Consider the following 19,628-nt stretch of genomic DNA (forward strand, 5'->3'; position numbering starts at 1 on the left):
TCCAATACAAATAAAGCGGATAAATTTATCCGCTTAAATCATTATAATTCTGAACCTAAACCAATATAAAATTGTACACCTTTGTCATTATTTGGTGCTCTTACCGGTGTAGCTAAATCAAATTTGATTGCACCGATTGGCGAAGCCCAACGTACACCAATCCCCGCACCGGAATGCAGATCTTTTGCTTTAAATTTATTCGATGCTAAGCCCGTATCATAAAATAGCGCAGCCCACCAATCCAGATAAACTTGGTATTGATATTCAACCGTTGCGGTAGCAAGGTGGGATGCACCGAGCAACTTACCGTTTTTAGGATCTCTCGGTGAAATATCCTTATAACCAAATCCACGTATACTCATATCACCACCGGCAAAATAACGTAATGCCGGAGGAATGCGAGTGAAGTCCTTTGAATGAATATAACCGACTTCACCACGTAAGAAGAAACGGTGATGATCAAAATAAGTTCTTACCCAAGCGCTCGATGCCTTCCAACTATAGAAATTTACATCGGAGGCTAATGCTTTCGCTCCCCAGTTAACTGTCAATTTTTGGCTATCGCCCCAAAGTGGGAAACGATTACCATCCGAACGAGTACGGTTTAATGAAGTGGTCGGATAAACTAACAGGGTACGATGAGACTCATTCGCTTGTGTAAATGAGTCGTAACGCGCTTTTACTCCAGCAGAAAAAGACCAGCCGGTTTCATGTGTCCAAAAGCGCTGAAAGCCTAATGTTGCAGCGGTTGACTTTGTATCATTTTGATCTTCGTTTTCTAATGCGCCTGAGAACTGATAATAATAATGGAGCGGATCTTCTCTTAACGGAATATTATAACCGAATTCAAAACGTTGCTCCGGCGCGGAAATATAGGTACGAGATTCAATACTGTGTCCACGGCTATTAATCCACGGCTTTTTCCAGTTTAACTGAAAACGAGGCCCCACATCGGTTGCGAAACCAATACCGACTTCCACGTCATTTTTCTTTTTAGGCTGAAATAGCACATTTAAATCAACTACTTTCTCTTTTTCATTTAAATGAGGCTCAACCAATACCGAGGTAAACCAATCGCTTGAAGAGTAATCCGAAGTCATTTGTGAAAGATCATTGGCATAATAAGGCTCACCGGACTTCACTTTTAAGATATTACGCAAATATTCTTCTTTAATTTGATTATAGGTAAACGTAATTTCGCCATAACGATAACGAATACCACTGTCATAACCTAAACGCCAATCCGCCGAATGTTCTTTCGGATAAATTTCTAAACGATGATACAACCAATGCCCGTCAAAATACCCTTTCTTAAACGCTAAGCTTTCAATATTACTTTTAAAGCCATCATATTGTTCATGGTCTAAATTCGTGTTTTTTTTCGGTACGGATTCAACTAATTTCGTAAAGTCTTCATCTTTACCTGCTTCGCCAATAATCCGAATATCCGTTTCGTCAATTTTTACTTTTTGACTATCAAGTTCAACATTTAACGTAAGTAAAGGTTTTTTACCTGCACGAGGCGTTTGAACAAATTGATATTGCGTATTGTAATAACCTTTTGCTCTCAAGGCCTTATCAACAGCAGTTTGCACCAGATATTGATGTCGCTCGGAACCATCCGCATACTCCTTTGCAATTTGCCCGAGGTATACCTTCACATTCGCCCAAGCATCTTTATCTTTTTTCTCAATACCTTTTACTTCAAGATCAACTAACGCTTCCTCTTTTTCCGAAGCCTCCGCATACTCAGCAGACTGTTCTTCAGGTGAATCAGCCTCAGAAACTTGCGGCTCAGTCGTTTCTGCTAAAGTAAATTGAGTAAAAGCAAGCAAACAGCTTGTCGTTAATAGACCTAATTTAAAATTCACTTCGTTATTATCCTAAACATTTAATCTTTCGGAATGCCTCTTAACAAAGGAACCGCATTAAACGGCGCAATTGAAGTCGGTGCCGGAGGATTATCAAATACCATAATTAATGTTCTTTCTGGTACTACCGTTTCATTTCGCCACAAGCTTCCCATGCTCACAAGTTGAATATCTTGAGGTAAATTAGCAATTCCTTGCTCAAGAACAGCAACGCTATTCTTTCTTGGGTGTCCAATTAAAATCGCACTACCGTGCTTACGAGCATATTCAATTGCGGCATTAAATTGGCGCTGAACATCACTTAGCGCATCACTGTCATCTAAAAATAAATTTCGTTCTAATGCTTTTACCCCGTATTCCCTTGCCACTTTAGCCGCCACACTCGGACCGGTTTTACTGTCTAGAAAGAACAACTGTTGCTGCGCCATCACTTTCATCAAATGACTCATCGTGGTTCTATCTGCCGTTGCTCCACTGCCCATATGGTTATTCAGCCCGATTGCATAAGGTACTTGATTACGTGCTGCCTGTATAAGCTGAGCAACTTTCACCTCACTAGCCCCAATCATCAATGCGCCCGACTCTATCGGTTGCTGCTTATTCTTCGGCTGCATCGGTAAATGAATCAGCACATCTCGTTTTTGCTCATAAGCTTTCTTTGCACGCGCTGTTGCGTAAGGCGCAACAGGAATAATAGCAACACTCACTTCTTTCGGCAATGCATAAATCGCGTTATCTTTTTTCATTCGATAACCGATATCATCAATCACAATCGCTAATTTTCCTGCATGGGCAAGCGGTGTAATTAGCAGTAAACTTTGCAAAAAAATCGCTAAAATAGACCGCTTATTTCCAAATAAATTCCACATTATTTCACCCAACCCATTGGATTTTTCGGATTTCCCTTGCGACGAATTTCAAAATACAGCGCTGAGCGATTTTGTCCGCCCGAATTACCAACACTCGCAATCTGCTGACCGGCTGAGACACGGCTGCCTTTACGAACGGAAACAGATTGGTTATATCCGTATAACGACATATCACCATTACCATGATCCACCACCACAACTTGCCCATAACCTTGTAGCCAGTCCGCCAAAATTACTCGCCCACCGGCAATTGCTCGTACCGGTGAGCCTGCGCTTGCTGCAATTACTACACCATGCCAAGTGACTTCGCCCATTTGACGAGAACCAAAACTATTCACCACTTTACCCGCCACCGGCATATTAAATTGTTTGTTCGGTGCACCTAAACCGCTACCGGCTCTAACTTGTTGTTTTTCTTGCTCGGTCGCCTTACGCTTCTCTTCATTATTTTTTTTCTGTTCTAATTTAGCAATTTCTTGTTTTTCTTGTCGTTCCGACTCTGCTGCAGCCTTAGCTAATTTATTACGTAATGCCGATTCATTACTTTTTAATGCTTCTAAACGACTTTCATCTTTTTCTAAAGTTTTATTGATTGAGAGTAAAGTTTTTTCACGTTCATTCTGAACTTTCTTTAAATCTTTTTCTTGTTTCTTTTGTTCTGTTAATTGTGTCTGTTGCCCTTTTTGTTGATCTCTTAGCTCATCACGACGATCTTTTAATTCCTTTTGGATACGTCTTAATTCATTAATTGCATCAATACGCACCCGATTAATATGTTCATAATAAGCCGTCATACGACCTGCATTTTTTGCATTCTCCGACATTAAATGTTCCAATACTGAAGGATGAATCCCTGAACGATAAGCCGAATCTAGTTGTTCTTTTAATTTCTCTTTTTGCTCTTTTTCTTGTTTTTCTAAACGTTGAATTTCTTGTTCTGTTCTTTTAATTGCTTGACGTGTTTCAGTTAAAGACATCTGTGTTTCCTTCAATTTATCAAGCACTTTTCCCATTTCAACTTCTTGTGTTTTTAATGTGGACTGAAGTGTATTACGCTTTTGGCGCTGTTCATTAATTTTGCTTTGTTGCTGCTTAATTTTTTGCTGAATATTTGACAATTCCGTAGCCATCACAGACGGAAAAGAAAAAGAGGCAACGCCCAAAAAGGTTAGCGTTAAATAAAGAGGTCGGAGCGCTTTCACAAAAATATACCTATATTCAAGAAACAATTGTCAATTACAAAATGGCTTATTCTAATAAAATATTTGAGTAAAATCAGCTTTTCTGTGCCTTTTGTAAAAAGAAATCATCTAACTATTTCAAAGTAAGCCGATTTTTGCTATAAATACCGCGTTTTCAAATCAACTTAAAAACATAGGAGTCTTTATGGAATTAGTATTTATTCGCCACGGTTTCAGTGAGTGGAATGCTAAAAACTTATTTACAGGTTGGCGTGATGTTAACTTAACAGAACGTGGTATTGAAGAAGCAAAAGCTGCAGGTCAAAAATTAAAAGCAGCTGGTTATGAGTTCGATATCGCTTTCACTTCTGTTTTAACTCGTGCAATCAAAACTTGTAACATCGTATTAGAAGAGTCTAATCAATTATGGATTCCACAAGTTAAAAACTGGCGTTTAAACGAGCGTCACTACGGTGCGTTACAAGGTTTAGACAAAAAAGCAACCGCTGAACAATACGGTGACGAACAAGTTCACATTTGGCGCCGTTCTTACGACATTTCTCCACCGGATTTAGATGCAGCAGATCCAAATTCTGCACATAACGACCGTCGTTATGCTCACTTACCAAAAGATGTGATTCCAAATGCAGAAAACCTCAAAATCACTTTAGAACGTGTTTTACCATTCTGGGAAGATCAAATTGCACCAGCATTATTATCTGGTAAGCGTGTACTTGTAACTGCACACGGTAACTCTCTTCGTGCACTAGCAAAACATATCATCGGTATTTCTGATGAAGAGATCATGGATTTCGAAATCCCTACCGGTCAACCGTTAGTATTAAAATTAGATGACAAATTAAATTTCGTAGAAAAATTCTACTTATAATTTAGTTTGTTACTCAAAACAAAAACGCTCGGGAAATCCCGAGCGTTTCTTTTTTTCAAAAACTTCTGTAAATTTAACCGCTTACCAAGCAAAGATTTGCTTAGCTAACTGGAAAGCGTATAGTACCAAACTTATCGCAACCACATACATAGTCACACCAGTAATAAAATCCAAGATTTGCCATGTCCTACGCTTTTCAAAATAAGGTGAAAGAAAACCTGCGCCATAACCCACGCCGAAAAACCATAAAAAAGAACAGCTTAGCGCTCCGGCAAGAAACTCCATTTTACCGATAAAGTCCACATTTCCACCGATTCCACCTAAAATCACCACCGTATCAATATAAACGTGTGGATTTAAAAAGGTAATCGCAAAAGTAATCATTAAAGCTTTTTTCAAACTTGTCGCATTTTCATTACTGGCTGTTAAGGCTTCACTACTCTTAAAAATACTAATAAACGAACGACTACCATAGGTAAATAGAAAAAATGCCCCGAGTAATGAAATGACTAAGCTTAAAGTAGGCAAATTCGCCACAATAGAACCTAGCCCTAACACACCTAATGTCATTAAAAATACATCACCTAAAAAGCAAAGTGATGCTACCCAAAAAACGTGTTGCTTTAAGATTCCTTGTTTAAGTAGAAAAGCGTTTTGTGCACCGATTGACACGATCAATCCGAAACAAACAATGAATCCCTGAATAAAAATTTCCATTTTTCCCTCAAATTAAGTCAATATGCAGTCAATTATACGCAAATTTTTACAAAAATGCGGTATAATCTCCCGAATTTTTTGTCCCTTTCTTAACGAATAGTATTTAGGAACCGATTATGTCTGAAACAATTGAAAACCAAGCTTGCATTGTCATTGCAATTGCCGGCGCTTCCGCTTCCGGAAAAAGCCTTATTGCATCAACTATCTATAAAGAATTAAAAGAAGAATTAGGTTCGGATGACATCGGTATAATTTCTGAAGATGCGTATTATAAAGACCAAACGCATTTAACCATGGATGAGCGTATCAAAACTAACTATGACCATCCTAACTCCATAGATCACCATTTACTGGTAGAACACTTACGTCAGCTCAAACAAGGTCAAGCGATTGAAATTCCGGAATACGACTACGCAGAACATAACCGTAAAACGACAACTAAACACTTTGCGCCGAAAAAAATTATTATTTTAGAAGGTATTTTGCTGTTAACCGACGAAGAGATTCGTAACGAAATCAACGTTTCTATTTTCGTGGATGCGCCGTTAGATATTTGTTTTATTCGCCGTTTACAGCGTGATTTGGTGGAACGTGGGCGTTCAATGGAATCGGTAATTACCCAATATCGTAAAACTGTGCGTCCAATGTTCTTACAATTTATTGAGCCGTCAAAACAGTATGCTGATATTATCGTACCGAAAGGCGGTAAAAACCGTATTGCGATCAATATCTTAAAAGCGCAAATTAAACAATTATTGGCGGTAAAAAAATAGGATAAACAACTATGCGTTTATGTGACACAGATATAGAACGTTATTTAGATGAAGGCAAAATTGCGATTGAGCCTCGTCCATCAAATGATAAAATCTCAGGGGCGACTGTTGATGTTCGCTTAGGTAATTCATTCCGTGTATTTCGTGAACACGCAACGCCTTATATTGATTTAAGCGGCCCTCGTGAACAAGTCACCGCCCAACTGAATAAAGTGATGAGCGATGAAATTATTATCGCTGATGGTGATGCGTTTTTCCTGCACCCTAGCGAACTCGCACTTGCGACGACATTAGAGTCGGTTACCTTACCGGATAATATTGTAGGCTGGCTAGACGGGCGCTCTTCTTTAGCTCGCTTAGGCTTGATGGTACACGTAACCGCCCACCGAATCGATCCGGGTTGGCACGGCAAAATCGTATTAGAATTTTTCAATGCTGGTAAATTGCCGCTTGCTTTACGCCCTAATATGGCAATCGGTGCATTAAGTTTCGAAGTGTTAAGCGACCATGCGGCAAAACCTTATAATACCCGTAAAGACGCAAAATATAAAAATCAACAAAGTGCGGTTTGTAGCCGTATCAATCAAGACGATTAATGCGATAAGCGGTCAAAATCTCCAATTTTTGCAAAAGATTAACGAAATTTAACCGTTTGTAAACTTATCAAGCATAAAAAAGAGATCCGAAGATCTCTTTTTTTATTATCGCTAGATTAGCTATTTAATGCTCTCAAAATGTCATCCACACGCTCTTTCGCATCACCGAATAACATTTGGGTATTTTCTTTAAAGAAAAGAGGGTTTTGAACGCCTGCGTAACCAACCGCCATTGAACGTTTGAATACGATAACGTTTTGTGCTTTCCACACTTCTAATACCGGCATACCTGCGATTGGGCTTGACGGATCATCTAATGCCGCTGGGTTTACCGTGTCATTTGCACCGATAACCAATACAACATCGGTTTCTTCGAAATCATCATTGATTTCATCCATTTCAAGCACGACATCGTAAGGTACTTTCGCTTCTGCAAGTAATACGTTCATATGACCCGGTAAACGACCCGCAACAGGGTGAATACCAAAGCGTACATTCACACCTTTCTCACGTAATTTCGCGGTAATTTCCGCAACCGGATATTGTGCTTGTGCCACTGCCATACCGTATCCCGGTGTGATGATCACAGAACTTGCATTTTTCAGCATTTCTGCCACTTCTTCTGCTGTTGTTTCACGGTGTTCGCCTTGTTCTTCATCACCTGAGCTTGCTTTAACTTCTGTACCGAAGCCACCTGCAATCACACTGATAAATGAACGGTTCATTGCTTTACACATGATGTAAGACAGAATCGCACCTGATGAACCGACTAACGCACCGGTTACAATGAGTAAGTCATTGCTTAACATAAAACCGGCTGCCGCTGCTGCCCAACCTGAATACGAGTTCAGCATTGAAACCACTACCGGCATATCCGCACCACCGATAGATGATACTAAGTGCCAACCGAATACTAATGCGATTACCGTCATAATCAACACAGGGAAAATATTGTGCGGATTATTTAGGAATACCACCATTAATAACGCAGAAACGATTAATGCCGCTAAGTTCCATTTGTGTTTGTGCGGGATATTTAATGCCGCCGAAGACACTTTACGACCGAATAGTTTGCCGCTTAATTTACCGAATGCTACTAATGAACCAGAGAAAGTCACCGCACCGATAAAGATACCAAGGAACACTTCAACGTTATGAATGTTAGCTAGTATTGCTTGTTCTGCGTGGAATGCCGCTAATGCAATTTCATCTAAATTTGCCGGCGGAATCGCATCTACGTGTAAACCGTAGCTGTTAAAACCAACTAATACCGCAGCTAAACCTACAAAGCTATGCAGAATCGCCACTAACTCCGGCATTTCCGTCATTTCAACTTTTAACGCTTTTTTGACACCGATAAAGCCACCGATTGCCATTGCGATTAAGATCCAAAGCGTGCCGTGTGATTGTGGACCGAAGATAGTTGCGACTAACGCAATCGCCATACCGGCAATACCGTACCAACAACCTGCTTTTGCCGTTTCGTGTTTAGAAAGTCCTGCTAAACTCATAATAAAGAGAATCGCAGCAATAATATATGCAGCTGTTACAAATCCAAAAGACATGAGTTTCTCCTTAACCTTTTCTAAACATTGCAAGCATACGTTGCGTGACTTTGAAACCACCGAAGATATTAATGCTTGCCACTAAAATCGCAATAAACGCAAGAATATCCACGAAGAAATTACCGGTCGGTTGCGCAATTTGTAATACCGCACCCACAATGATAATGCCCGAAACCGCATTGGTTACAGCCATTAATGGGGTGTGTAATGCGTGGCTGACGTTCCAAACCACATAATAACCCACCACACAGGCTAAGACGAATACAGTGAAGTGAGATAAGAATGCTGCCGGTGCAACAGAAGCTAACCATAAGAATAACGCACCGATACCTGCCATTACGCCGTATTTAATACGTGGATCAGTCAGTTTTTCTTCTTTTTTCTCAACCGGTGCCGCAGTCGCTTGTTTTTGCGGTTGAGCCGAAACTTGAATCGGCGGAGCCGGCCAAGTTAACTCGCCGTCACGAACTACAGTTACACCACGTAAAACCACATCTTCAAAATTGATATCAATTTGACCGTCTTTATTCGGTGCAAGTAACTTGAGTAAGTTAACTAAGTTTGTACCGTAAAGTTGTGAAGATTGGGTTGGTAAACGTGCTGGGAAATCCGTATAACCAATCACTTTTACTTGATTCTCGGTGATAACTACTTCGCCCGCTTTAGTGTAATCACAGTTACCGCCGGTTGCCGCCGCTAAGTCAACAATCACAGAACCCGGTTTCATTGAATCAACCATTTCTTTAGTGATTAAACGAGGTGCAGGTTTACCCGGAATCGCAGCCGTGGTGATAATAATATCCACTTCTTTTGCTTGTTCAGCATAAAGTTCCATCGCACGACGGTTAAACTCCTCCGACATCACTTTCGCATAACCGTCGCCTGAGCCACCTTCTTCTTCAAAATCGATTTCTAAGAAGTCTGCCCCCATAGATTTAACTTGTTCTTTTACTTCCGGACGTGAGTCAAACGCACGAACAATCGCACCTAAGCTGTTTGCCGCACCGATTGCCGCTAAACCGGCAACACCCGCACCGATAACCAGCACTTTCGCTGGAGGCACTTTACCTGCCGCAGTAATTTGACCGGTAAAGAAGCTACCGAAAGCATTAGCTGCTTCGATAACTGCTCGATAGCCTGAAATATTCGCCATTGAGCTTAACGCATCGAGCGCCTGTGCTCGAGAAATACGAGGCACTGCATCCATTGCTAACACATTGATCTTTTTAGCGGCCAATTTTTCCATTAATTGTGGATTTTGCGCTGGCCAAATAAAACTCACTAGCGTTGCGCCTTCTTTCATTAATGCAATTTCTGCTTCTGTCGGCGCATTTACTTTAAAAATAATGTCCGCATTCCAAATTTCTTGTTGAGAACCAACATTTGCACCCGCATTCAAAAATGCATTATCTTCAAAACTTGCTTTAAAGCCTGCACCGTTTTCTACGAGCACTTCAAAGCCAAGTTTTTTGATCTGTTCAACGGTTTTTGGCGTTGCCGCCACACGTGTTTCGCCGTCTAACAGCTCTCTTGGTACACCAATAAGCATAAAGACTCCTGTATGGTTAATGTTTATATATTTGCTAAAAATAGCCTATTTCAAAAAAATAGGACTAGGCGTAATGTACCATTAAATAAGTAGAATTTGTAAAAAAATTACGCCTCATAAATCAATTAATTGCAAATTCTCAGTTTGCGACAAATCTGTTAAAATCTAGCACAACAAAAATGTCACAAATAAAACAAAAATGAATAGCTTAGACCAAATCCAAATTATCCTAATTGAAACTTCCCTCCCCGCCAATATTGGCTCTGCCGCTCGTGCAATGAAAACGATGGGACTTTCCAATTTACGTTTAGTTTCCCCACTTAATCCGATTGACGAACAAGCCCAAGCCCTTGCTGCCGGTGCAAAAGATGTGCTGGATAACGCCCAAATTTTTGACTCATTTGAACAAGCGATTGCCGATTGCCAATTAGTGATCGGCACCAGTGCCAGATTACGCCATTTGCAAAATAGTCTAATTGAGCCGAGAGATTGCGGTAAATTGGCGGTTGAACGTGCCGAGCAAGGTAAAGTGGCGATTGTATTCGGTCGGGAACGAGTCGGACTAACAAATGAAGAATTACTAAAATGCCATTATCACTTAAACTTTCCGACCAATCCTGACTACGGTTCATTAAATTTAGCGATGGCGGTGCAATTGGCAAGTTACGAAGTGCGTATGGCATGGTTGGAGTTGCAAAAAAATCCGCAAATTCGACCGCTTGTTGAGGAAAAAGATTATCCGAATACTGAAGCTTTGGAACATTTCTTTAATCACACCGAGCGATTGTATAAACAATTAGGTTTTATCCGTAATGATGCGGTCATGCTCAAACTCCGCCGTTTATACCAACGTGCTGAACTTGAAACCAATGAACTGAATTTATTGCGAGGAATGCTGACTTCGGTTGAGAAGCAAATAGGAAATAAATAGCAAAAAGCCCCAAAGCATCCTTATAGATCTCTTGGGGCGTTTTCTTATTGTCTTGCCATTCTTAAGTTTTGCGGAATAGACTCAAAATTTGAACGGAACGGATTGATATCCAAACCGCCTCGACGGGTATAACGGGCATAGACCGTCAGTTTTTTCGGCTGTGCAAATTGCATAAGGTCGGTAAAAATACGCTCTACGCATTGTTCGTGGAACTCGTTATGCTCACGGAACGAGACTAAATAGCGTAATAATTTTTCTCGATTTAATTTTTTACCGACATAGTGAATTTGCACACTACCCCAGTCCGGTTGTGAAGTAATCAAACAATTTGATTTCAGCAAATGACTAACTAAGGTTTCTTCAACTACTTCGCCTTCTGCCACGCCTGCTAAATACTCGTTAGAAAATTCGTAACTGTTAATTTGAATATCCTGTTCATCAATGCACTCACCGGCAAAATCTACAATCGGTTGCTGGGTGTAGGTAGATAATTTGTAAACTTTTACCGAAACTTGATCGCTTGCACATTGACTTAAATCTTTCACCAATGTTTGTTCCACTTGTTCCAGTGAGGCAAATTTAGTTTGGTTAAAGCTGTTTAAATAGAGTTTAAAACTTTTTGACTCGATCAAATTTTCACTGCGAAAATCAATCGCTACATCGGCAATCGCCACTTGCGGTAAACCGTTTTCGTTTAACCAAGACAATTCATAACAGGTCCAAACATCCGCACCACGATCAAACGGTTGCTGTTCAGTAATCCCCAAACCGTCACGGTTTAATTTACGGGGAACAGGTTGCAAAAGCGTAGGATCATATTCGCTTTTATATTCGGTTTTTTGCCCTAATTTCAGGGCAGATAATGATTTATCGTTGTAGTTCATCTTTTTAAACTTTTGATTCTATAAAATAATTAATACATTGAAGTGATTACTTAATATAACGGACTAAATCCACTAAGCTGTCTAATACCAAATCGGCTTTCGCTTCGCCTTCTGCGGTAACTGCTTTACCGGTACGCACCAACACTTTGGTTTTCACACCAGCAGCTTCAGCGGCTAACAGATCTTCTAATTTATCGCCAACCATATACGACTGAGCCGGATCAATATCCAAATCGGCAATCGCTTGAGTAAACATTCCTGCTTTCGGTTTGCGACAATCGCAATCTTCTTTATATTCGCCTTTGCCTTCCGGATGATGCGGGCAATAATAGATACCATCTAACACAACGCCATAATCTTCATCAAGCGACCAATCCATCCATTCCGTTAATTGATTAAATTGTGCTTCGCTAAAATAACCGCGCGCAATACCGGATTGATTGGTGACCAATACTAAAAGATAGCCTTTATCCTGTAACTGCTTTAATGCTTTGCCGACACCCTCAATAAATTGGAAATCGTCAATTTGATGTACATAACCGTGATCAATATTGATCGTGCCATCACGATCTAAAAATATCGCTTTATTCGCCATTATTTCGTTCCTTTTACAAAATCGACTACCATTTGATGATGCTCACCGGTTTTGAATTTATCGAATACCTGTTCAATCACGCCCTGTTCATTCACTAAAAAGCTGATGCGGTGAATGCCGTCATAGGTTCTGCCCATAAATTTTTTCTCGCCCCATACACCGAATGCTTCGGCAACTTGGTGATCCGCATCAGACAATAGCGTGAAATTCAGTGCTTTTTTCTCGACAAATTGCGCTAATTTTTTCGGTAAGTCCGGGCTAATACCTAACACCACTACATTTAATTCCTCTAATTCCAACTTACTGTCACGCAAACCGCAAGCTTGTGTAGTGCAGCCTAGGGTTAAGGCTTTCGGATAAAAATAAACCAGCACTTTTTTACCAACAAATTGGCTAAGCGAAACCGGTTGTTCGTGCTGATCTAATAAAGTAAATTGAGGTGCTTGATCGCCTGCTTTAAGTGCATTCATTGTAAAAATTCCTAAAAAAAGACTGCTTGTATTCTACTACAAGCGGTCAAATCTTTGAATTTTTTTGCAAATTAACGTGGATAAAGTCGTTTTCCATGCATTATCGTGATAATAATGATGTTTTGTTCCGTCTCTTTATATACCACCCGATAACGCCTTGGATAAATTTCTCGCGTACCTTTTACTATTCCCTGTACGCCCATTTCAGGAAATTCCGCTAATAAATTAACCGATTTACGAATATAACCTATCACTTTTATTGCGCTTTCCAAACCGGCAAAATCAACAATATTATGTGCGATTTCAATTAAATTTCTTTGAGCTTGTGGCGTATAGATAATAGTTTTAGGCAACATCAGATAAATCAAATAAGGCTTTTATTACAGACTCATATACCTCATTCTCTGATAACCATTCTCCCCTTTCATATTCCAAAGATCCTTGTGCAACCGAAGTCTCAAGTTTTCTTATATATTCATCACTGACCTGATTAAAATCATTCTCTGCGACTACTCGGTAAATATTTTTCGAAACTTGTTCTCTTACTTCATCCTCTGAAAAACAACTCCCATTTTCAAATTCTGCATACGCCGTTTTAATCTTATCCTTGAGATATTGTTGATATTCTTCTCTCATACGACCTCCTGTTGTTTATTTATACAGAATGTAGTCTTTTGGTTAAAATTTGTCAAATTATTCTAAAAAACCTTCCAATAATTCATTTAAAAATAGCTTACCGTGCTGGGTGATTTGCCAATATTTTTCGGTTTCCGTGATGTAATTTTTGCTTAATGCCCAATCCAGCGTTGGACGCACAATTTCACGATCTAGTCCCGTATAAAACTCAAATTCTTGTTTCGGAGTCGCTTCGAATAAGCGGAGACGATTCATAAAAAATTCAAACGGACGATCAGCAAGCTCAATCAAATCTTGGCTGTAACGATACTCACCTCGCATATAGCCTTTCGGATGTTTGGTTTTGCTAAAACGGTAAATTTCACCAGTCGGATAACTAATCTTACCGTGCGCTCCACAACCAATTGCCAAATAGTCGCCAAAACGCCAATAATTGAGGTTATGACGGCATTGATAACCTTTTTTCGCATACGCCGAGGTTTCATACTGCTCATAGCCGGCAGCAGTGAGTAGCTGATGACCCTGCTCAAAAATATCCCATAGCTCATCGTCATCCGGTAAAGTCGGCTGGCGATAATAGAACATCGTGTTCGGCTCAATGGTTAATTGATACCATGACAAATGTGGTGGTGCGAGCGCAATCCCCTGTCGTAAATCGTCCAGTGCTTGCGCCACCGATTGATTCGGTAAGCCGTGCATTAAGTCGATATTAAAACTTTGCAAACCGGATTTTGCAGAATTTTGTGCAAAAATGACCGCTTGTTTTGCCTCATTCGAGTCGTGAATGCGTCCAAGTTTGAGCAGTTTTTCTGGCTCGAAACTTTGGATCCCCATCGAAATACGTGTTACACCGCCCTGTGCATAGCCAAGAAAACGTTCCGCTTCCGCCGTACCGGGATTCGCCTCTAGGGTAATTTCGATATGCTCTTCAAACGGAATACGCTTTTCGACTTCTGCCAACAGATAAGCAATCCCCTCTGCCGCAAACAGACTTGGTGTACCGCCGCCAATAAAAATCGAATGAATTTTACGCTCACCGATTGCCTCCTGATAAGCGGTTAAATCTTTCGATAAATCTGCAAGTAGATGTTGAATATATTCCGCTTCCGGAATCACACCTTTTTGCGCATGTGAATTGAAATCGCAGTACGGACATTTTTGTACACACCACGGAATATGGATATAAAGACTTAAGGGAGGAAGGGCTAAATTCACGTTCTAACTACTATCATTAAATAGAAATGATGATAACGAAAACTCTTCATGCTGAAAAGCAAAGTTTTCTGTGAGAGAGATCACAAATCTAATATTCTTACCTTTACCGTCGGAACTAAACTGTTATGATTAATTCAATCCATTTTTACAAATAAATTTGATAAATTCACTTCATAGAAGTTTGTAAAAAAGAATTTCCGTGATCGTTCGGCGAAAAGTTTTGCCGAACAATTTAATTATCCTACTACTAACGAGGTGTTTTATGGCTTCTCATTTTGATAATAGTGAATCTCGCCGCCATTTTATGAAACTCATGGCTGGAGTTGGGGCCGGTTTTGCGTTTTCCGGTACATTAGGCACTTTTTCAAATAGCGCTTTTGCTGCTACAGGTAAAAGTATTGAAGCGGGAATCGCTTATCCGATTTCTACTGGATTCGATCCTCTCACATCAAGTGGTGCATCATCATTAGCGGCTAATTTACATATTTTCGAAGGCTTAGTGGATTTACATCCGGCAACTCGCCAGCCTTATTTAGCTTTAGCGGCAAAAGAACCTGAACAGAAAGATGAGGTAACTTATCACATTACGTTACGTGAAGGTGCGACTTTCCACGATGGTAAACCAGTCACCACCGAAGATGTGGTTTACTCTTTCGAACGCGTATTAGATCCGGCTAAAGCCTCACTATTTGCCCAATTTATTCCGTTTATCGCTTCAGTAAAAGCGCTTGACGATAAAGTGGTTGAATTCAAATTAAAATATCCGTTTGCCTTATTTAAAGAACGTTTAACCATTGTCAAAATCGTACCGAAACATATCGTAGAAGCCGGTCAATCTGCGTTTGATGCTAAACCTATCGGCTCCGGCCCTTATAAATTTGTTTCCGCAACCAAAGATGACCGTATTGTCTTTGAAGCCAATATCGCTTATAACGGTATTTATCCGGCTAAAGTAGATAAAATGACCTGGTTCTTATTATCAGACGATGCAGCTCGTGTGACCGCACAAGAATCCGGACGCGTACAAGCGATTGAATCCGTGCCATATCTTGATGCGGAACGCCTAAAACGTAAAGGAAAAGTGGAATCGGTGCAATCATTCGGATTACTGTTCTTAATGTTTAACTGTGAAAAAGCACCGTTTGATAATCCGAAAGTACGCCAAGCGTTACATTATGGCTTAGATACACAAAAATTAATCGATATTGTGTTCTTAGGCAATGCCAAAGCAGCAAGTTCTTATGTCCAAGACACTCATCCTGATTATGTAAAAGCCGCCAGCCAATATGATTTTGATAAAGCGAAAGCCGAAGCGCTTCTAGCTGAAGCCGGTATAACCTCATTAACCTTCGAATTACTGGCAACTGACCACGCTTGGGTGAAAGAATGCGCGCCACTTATTCTTGAGTCTTGGAATGCGTTAAAAGGGGTAAAAGTCAGCCTGAAACACCTACAATCCGGTGCGCTTTATGGTGCTCATGTGGATAAAGGTGCATTTGAAGTGGTTATCGCACCGGGCGATCCGTCTGTGTTCGGTAATGACTTAGATTTATTACTCAGCTGGTGGTACCGTGGTGATGTTTGGCCGAAACGCCGTTTCCGTTGGGCGAATACACCGGAATATGCAGAAGTGCAAAAATTACTAGATGATGCCGTCCGCGCCAATACGTCACTTGATGCAAAAGCCGCATGGGAAAAAGCGATCAATATTATTGCACAACAAGTGCCGCTTTACCCGATTGTACACCGTAAATTACCGACCGCATGGAGCGATAAATCTCTCACCGGTTTCCAACCGTTACCGACCACGGGCTTATCGTTCCTTGGCGTAGAACGTAAATAACACTGACTTATTGCGGCAACGAGTGTTGCCGCCTTCCTCTTAGATTTAAGCGATTGGTAAAAAAATGCTTAAATTTAACCGCTTGTACCCTCTCTAATAAAAACGGAGAATAAAATGGAAATTGTACTTCGCCTTTTACTGCGCCGTTTAATGGCATTGCCTATCATGATTTTAGGTGTTACCGCCTTAGTTTTTTTAGTCTTACAATTCACCCCCGGCGATCCCGCCACAGTTGCCTTAGGTGAAAGTGCAACCGAAGCTGCCAAAGAGATCTATCGAGAACAACACGGTTTAAATGATCCGGTGATTGTTCAATATTTCCGTTTTCTCGGGAATTTGTTAGTACTGGATTTCGGTATGACTACGCCACCGGAACAGCCGATTATTAATATGATTGCCAAAGCATTTCCACTCACGCTACAGCTCACTTTTATCGGGGTATTTTTAGCAGCAATCGTCTCTTTTTCTTTAGGTATTCTTGCCGCACTTTATCGTGATCGTTGGATAGACCAAGTAATTCGCCTAGTTTCGGTTGCTGCGGTTGCCACACCGTCTTTCTGGCTTGGTATCTTATTGATTCAATACTTTTCTTTAAAACTGGATTGGTTACCGTCCGGCGGTTTTGTATCGTTCAGTGAGGATCCGAACGAGTATTTCCGTTCGATGATTTTACCGTCACTTGCGCTTGCCGTGCCGGTTTGTGCTTCATTAATTCGAGTCGTTCGTACTACGATGGTGGAAGAAATGGATAAAGATTACGTGCGTACCGCAATTGGTAACGGCGTGCCTTACTCGACCGTACTTCGTCACAATGTCTTACGAAACGCATTAATCACTCCGGTGACCGTACTTGGTTTACGAGTCGGCTATTTACTCGGCGGTGCGGTAGTGATTGAACAAATCTTCGATCTTCCGGGTATGGGTAAACTTATCTTTAACGGTATCGTGAACCACGACTTACACTTAGTGCAAGGTGTGGTGCTTACTATCGCCTTTACCTTCGTATTAGTTAATATCATTGTTGATATTCTCTATTTACTCATCAATCCAAAAATTCGGAGTCTATAATGTTTCGTCAAGGATTAGCCGCTCGACTAGCTAACAGTCGCGCTAGATTTAGAGCATTATCAACCAGTTCAAAAATTGCATTGATCTTCATTTTATTTGTGGCTTGCATTGCAATTTTAGCCCCGCTTGTCGCCCCGTATGATCCATTACAAACGCTTCGCCCGGTACAAGCACCAAGCGGTGACTATCTATTCGGTACAGACCGTTTAGGGCGTGATATTTTCTCTCGTATGGTTTGGGGGGCGAGAACTTCACTCTTTATCGGTTTAGGCGCGGTAGGTGTCGCCATCTTGTTTGGTGGGATTTTAGGTGCAACCGCCGCAACCGCAGACAAATTCGGTAACGAAGTGATCATGCGTTTAATGGATATTTTGATGGCATTCCCGGGCATTGCTCTTGCCGCAGTATTACTTGCGACCTTTGGTAACTCCGTTCCGGTGATTATCATTACGATAGCGGTCGTTTATACACCGCAACTTGCAAGGGTGGTACGTGCGAATGTCGTATCCCAATGGGAAGAAGATTATGTGCGTGCCGAACGCGTGTTAGGCGGTAGCCGTACTTATATTTTAGTTAAACACGTTATACGTAATACTGCCGCACCGGTGTTAGTGTTTGCCACGGTAATGGTGGCGGATGCCATCGTATTTGAAGCGTCTCTTTCATTCTTAGGTGCAGGTGTACAACCGCCATTCCCGTCTTGGGGCAATATCTTATCGGAAGGGCGTAACCTCGTCTTAAGCGGTTTTTGGTGGGCGACAACCTTTGCTGGTATTATGATTTTACTTACCGTATTAGCATTAAATATCTTGGCGGAAGGTTTAACCGATGCGTTAGTGAATCCAAAACTTAAAACATCACCAAAAACCAAAGAAGATGTCGCAAAACCGCTTTCTACCGATGTGCAAGAAGCGATGGCAGAAACGCTAGCCTTAAAACGTTATTTACTGAAATTACATGAAAAAGAAACCACTCGTACTGACCGTATGCAATTAAATGCCAATGCGAAACCGATTTTACAGGTGAAAAATTTATCAATTCGCTTCCCGAATCGTTACGGTGAAATTCCGCTGATTGATAACATCAGCTTTACCGTACATGAAGGCGAAACCATGGGCTTAGTAGGGGAATCCGGTTGTGGTAAATCAATCACCGCCTTCTCTATTATGGGTTTATTACCGAAAACCGCCCAGATCACCGGTGAAATCTTATTTACCGATCGTAGCGGTAAACAGCATGATTTACTTAAATCTGATCAATTAAATGAGCTTCGAGGTCATGAAATTTCAATGATTTACCAAGATGCGTTAAGTGCACTTAACCCGTCTATGCGAATCAAAGATCAAATGGCACAGTTAATTAGCCGTGGTGGAAAGCAAAGCGCAGAAACTTTATTGCAATGGGTAAAACTCGATCCGGAAAAAACGCTTAACCGTTATCCGCACGAGCTTTCAGGCGGACAGCGTCAGCGAGTCTTAATTGCCATGGCACTCGCTCGTGAGCCTAAATTATTAATCGCCGATGAACCGACCACTGCGCTCGATGTTGTAGTACAAGCCGAAGTGATCAAACTCTTAAATGAATTACGTGAAAAACTCGGTTTTGCGATGGTATTCGTCAGCCACGATCTCGCACTTGTGGCACAAATGGCACACCACATCACAGTAATGTATGCCGGTCAAGTAGTTGAAGCCGCACCGACTACACCGCTCTTAGCCAATCCGACCCACGAATATACCCGTGGTTTACTTGGTTCGGTTCTGTCAACCGAATTACGTGCCGAACGCTTATATCAAATTCCGGGTAGCGTACCGTCACCATTCGACTTTGCGAAAGGTGACCGCTTCGCCAGCCGTTCATTACGTCCGGAAGCGGATCCGGAGCAACATTTACAACTGGTTGCCACCGATGATCACCCGCAACATTTTTGGGCATCACATTTAGCAACACAAGAAAAACGCGTGGAGGGATAAAGC

General features: G+C 41.1%; 19 protein-coding genes. 7 read left to right on the forward strand and 12 right to left on the reverse strand.

From position 1 onward, the window contains the following. Positions 1–41: 41 nt before the first annotated feature. Genes tamA through envC form a run of 3 tightly spaced genes read right to left on the reverse strand, consistent with a single transcriptional unit; the run spans position 42 to position 3,942 of the window. Positions 42–1,871, reverse strand: a complete 1,830-nt coding sequence (gene tamA, locus HMPREF0027_RS06040; RefSeq protein ID WP_005623048.1) for an autotransporter assembly complex protein TamA — start codon at positions 1,869–1,871, stop codon at positions 42–44. Positions 1,872–1,891: 20 nt separating this feature from the next. Next, positions 1,892–2,740, reverse strand: a complete 849-nt coding sequence (locus HMPREF0027_RS06045) for a divergent polysaccharide deacetylase family protein (protein WP_005623052.1) — start codon at positions 2,738–2,740, stop codon at positions 1,892–1,894. Continuing rightward, positions 2,740–3,942: a murein hydrolase activator EnvC gene (gene envC / locus HMPREF0027_RS06050; RefSeq protein ID WP_005623055.1), complete on the reverse strand. Its 1,203-nt coding sequence runs from the start codon at positions 3,940–3,942 to the stop codon at positions 2,740–2,742. Before envC ends, HMPREF0027_RS06045 begins: the two co-directional genes overlap by 1 nt. Before the next feature lie 184 nt (positions 3,943–4,126). On the opposite strand from envC, the gene HMPREF0027_RS06055 reads away from it, so the two are divergent. Next, positions 4,127–4,810 (forward strand): 2,3-diphosphoglycerate-dependent phosphoglycerate mutase, encoded by a 684-nt coding sequence (locus HMPREF0027_RS06055; protein WP_005623059.1) that lies wholly within the window; start codon positions 4,127–4,129, stop codon positions 4,808–4,810. An 81-nt stretch (positions 4,811–4,891) separates the two neighbouring features. Here the strand turns inward: HMPREF0027_RS06055 and HMPREF0027_RS06060 are convergent, their stop codons facing one another. After that, entirely contained in the window at positions 4,892–5,527 is a 636-nt protein-coding gene (locus HMPREF0027_RS06060) for a LysE/ArgO family amino acid transporter (protein WP_005623062.1), read from the reverse strand. A gap of 116 nt (positions 5,528–5,643) precedes the next feature. Between HMPREF0027_RS06060 and udk the strand changes: the two genes are divergently transcribed. Beyond that, positions 5,644–6,300, forward strand: a complete 657-nt coding sequence (gene udk / locus HMPREF0027_RS06065; protein ID WP_005623065.1) for a uridine kinase — start codon at positions 5,644–5,646, stop codon at positions 6,298–6,300. Positions 6,301–6,311: 11 nt separating this feature from the next. Next, complete coding sequence (gene dcd / locus HMPREF0027_RS06070) at positions 6,312–6,896, forward strand: dCTP deaminase (RefSeq protein WP_005623067.1); 585 nt, start codon at positions 6,312–6,314, stop codon at positions 6,894–6,896. A gap of 116 nt (positions 6,897–7,012) precedes the next feature. Here the strand turns inward: dcd and pntB are convergent, their stop codons facing one another. Both pntB and pntA read right to left on the reverse strand, forming a co-directional pair. After that, the gene (gene pntB / locus HMPREF0027_RS06075) at positions 7,013–8,461 is read right to left on the reverse strand and encodes a Re/Si-specific NAD(P)(+) transhydrogenase subunit beta (RefSeq protein WP_044024324.1); all 1,449 of its coding nucleotides are present in this window, start codon (positions 8,459–8,461) and stop codon (positions 7,013–7,015) included. Positions 8,462–8,471: 10 nt separating this feature from the next. Then, positions 8,472–10,010, reverse strand: a complete 1,539-nt coding sequence (gene pntA, locus HMPREF0027_RS06080) for a Re/Si-specific NAD(P)(+) transhydrogenase subunit alpha (protein ID WP_005623072.1) — start codon at positions 10,008–10,010, stop codon at positions 8,472–8,474. A gap of 199 nt (positions 10,011–10,209) precedes the next feature. Here pntA and trmJ point away from each other — a divergent pair, with 199 nt between their 5' ends. Further along, positions 10,210–10,941 carry a tRNA (cytosine(32)/uridine(32)-2'-O)-methyltransferase TrmJ gene (gene trmJ / locus HMPREF0027_RS06085; RefSeq protein ID WP_005623074.1) on the forward strand — a complete coding sequence of 244 codons (732 nt, stop codon included), beginning with the start codon at positions 10,210–10,212 and terminating at the stop codon, positions 10,939–10,941. A 44-nt stretch (positions 10,942–10,985) separates the two neighbouring features. On the opposite strand, the gene queF is transcribed toward trmJ, so the two are convergent. From queF to hemW, 6 genes are all read right to left on the reverse strand, one after another. Next, complete coding sequence (queF, locus tag HMPREF0027_RS06090; RefSeq protein ID WP_005623076.1) at positions 10,986–11,825, reverse strand: NADPH-dependent 7-cyano-7-deazaguanine reductase QueF; 840 nt, start codon at positions 11,823–11,825, stop codon at positions 10,986–10,988. A gap of 46 nt (positions 11,826–11,871) precedes the next feature. Continuing rightward, positions 11,872–12,420, reverse strand: coding sequence for a D-glycero-beta-D-manno-heptose 1,7-bisphosphate 7-phosphatase (gene gmhB, locus HMPREF0027_RS06095; RefSeq protein WP_005623079.1), 549 nt, complete (start codon positions 12,418–12,420; stop codon positions 11,872–11,874). Further along, the gene (gene bcp, locus HMPREF0027_RS06100; RefSeq protein ID WP_005623082.1) at positions 12,420–12,890 is read right to left on the reverse strand and encodes a thioredoxin-dependent thiol peroxidase; all 471 of its coding nucleotides are present in this window, start codon (positions 12,888–12,890) and stop codon (positions 12,420–12,422) included. The genes gmhB and bcp overlap by 1 nt, the downstream gene beginning before the upstream one ends. Before the next feature lie 71 nt (positions 12,891–12,961). Continuing rightward, positions 12,962–13,246, reverse strand: coding sequence for a type II toxin-antitoxin system RelE/ParE family toxin (locus HMPREF0027_RS06105; RefSeq protein ID WP_005623084.1), 285 nt, complete (start codon positions 13,244–13,246; stop codon positions 12,962–12,964). Beyond that, positions 13,236–13,526, reverse strand: coding sequence for a hypothetical protein (locus tag HMPREF0027_RS06110; protein WP_005623086.1), 291 nt, complete (start codon positions 13,524–13,526; stop codon positions 13,236–13,238). Before HMPREF0027_RS06110 ends, HMPREF0027_RS06105 begins: the two co-directional genes overlap by 11 nt. A 57-nt stretch (positions 13,527–13,583) precedes the next feature. Further along, on the reverse strand, positions 13,584–14,741 hold the full coding sequence (gene hemW / locus HMPREF0027_RS06115; protein WP_044024325.1) for a radical SAM family heme chaperone HemW: 1,158 nt from the start codon (positions 14,739–14,741) through the stop codon (positions 13,584–13,586). Between the two features lie 262 nt (positions 14,742–15,003). Between hemW and HMPREF0027_RS06120 the strand changes: the two genes are divergently transcribed. From HMPREF0027_RS06120 to HMPREF0027_RS06130, 3 genes are all read left to right on the forward strand, one after another. Beyond that, positions 15,004–16,584, forward strand: a complete 1,581-nt coding sequence (locus HMPREF0027_RS06120; RefSeq protein WP_005623090.1) for an ABC transporter substrate-binding protein — start codon at positions 15,004–15,006, stop codon at positions 16,582–16,584. A 114-nt stretch (positions 16,585–16,698) separates the two neighbouring features. After that, positions 16,699–17,652, forward strand: a complete 954-nt coding sequence (locus HMPREF0027_RS06125; protein WP_005623092.1) for an ABC transporter permease — start codon at positions 16,699–16,701, stop codon at positions 17,650–17,652. Beyond that, positions 17,652–19,625 (forward strand): dipeptide/oligopeptide/nickel ABC transporter permease/ATP-binding protein, encoded by a 1,974-nt coding sequence (locus HMPREF0027_RS06130; protein ID WP_005623094.1) that lies wholly within the window; start codon positions 17,652–17,654, stop codon positions 19,623–19,625. Before HMPREF0027_RS06125 ends, HMPREF0027_RS06130 begins: the two co-directional genes overlap by 1 nt. Positions 19,626–19,628: the final 3 nt, after the last annotated feature.

Source organism: Actinobacillus ureae ATCC 25976 (assembly GCF_000188255.1).
GTDB lineage: Bacteria > Pseudomonadota > Gammaproteobacteria > Enterobacterales > Pasteurellaceae > Actinobacillus > Actinobacillus ureae.

Bases quoted from the DNA above. Each gene is read 5' to 3' on its own strand.
- gmhB (WP_005623079.1), bottom strand. From the start codon at position 12,420: ATGGCGAATAAAGCGATATTTTTAGATCGTGATGGCACGATCAATATT.
- bcp (WP_005623082.1), bottom strand. From the start codon at position 12,890: ATGAATGCACTTAAAGCAGGCGATCAAGCACCTCAATTTACTTTATTA.
- dcd (WP_005623067.1), top strand. From the start codon at position 6,312: ATGCGTTTATGTGACACAGATATAGAACGTTATTTAGATGAAGGCAAA.
- queF (WP_005623076.1), bottom strand. From the start codon at position 11,825: ATGAACTACAACGATAAATCATTATCTGCCCTGAAATTAGGGCAAAAA.
- udk (WP_005623065.1), top strand. From the start codon at position 5,644: ATGTCTGAAACAATTGAAAACCAAGCTTGCATTGTCATTGCAATTGCC.
- HMPREF0027_RS06105 (WP_005623084.1), bottom strand. From the start codon at position 13,246: ATGTTGCCTAAAACTATTATCTATACGCCACAAGCTCAAAGAAATTTA.
- HMPREF0027_RS06120 (WP_005623090.1), top strand. From the start codon at position 15,004: ATGGCTTCTCATTTTGATAATAGTGAATCTCGCCGCCATTTTATGAAA.
- HMPREF0027_RS06055 (WP_005623059.1), top strand. From the start codon at position 4,127: ATGGAATTAGTATTTATTCGCCACGGTTTCAGTGAGTGGAATGCTAAA.
- HMPREF0027_RS06125 (WP_005623092.1), top strand. From the start codon at position 16,699: ATGGAAATTGTACTTCGCCTTTTACTGCGCCGTTTAATGGCATTGCCT.
- trmJ (WP_005623074.1), top strand. From the start codon at position 10,210: ATGAATAGCTTAGACCAAATCCAAATTATCCTAATTGAAACTTCCCTC.
- pntB (WP_044024324.1), bottom strand. From the start codon at position 8,461: ATGTCTTTTGGATTTGTAACAGCTGCATATATTATTGCTGCGATTCTC.
- HMPREF0027_RS06110 (WP_005623086.1), bottom strand. From the start codon at position 13,526: ATGAGAGAAGAATATCAACAATATCTCAAGGATAAGATTAAAACGGCG.
- HMPREF0027_RS06130 (WP_005623094.1), top strand. From the start codon at position 17,652: ATGTTTCGTCAAGGATTAGCCGCTCGACTAGCTAACAGTCGCGCTAGA.
- HMPREF0027_RS06045 (WP_005623052.1), bottom strand. From the start codon at position 2,740: ATGTGGAATTTATTTGGAAATAAGCGGTCTATTTTAGCGATTTTTTTG.
- HMPREF0027_RS06060 (WP_005623062.1), bottom strand. From the start codon at position 5,527: ATGGAAATTTTTATTCAGGGATTCATTGTTTGTTTCGGATTGATCGTG.
- pntA (WP_005623072.1), bottom strand. From the start codon at position 10,010: ATGCTTATTGGTGTACCAAGAGAGCTGTTAGACGGCGAAACACGTGTG.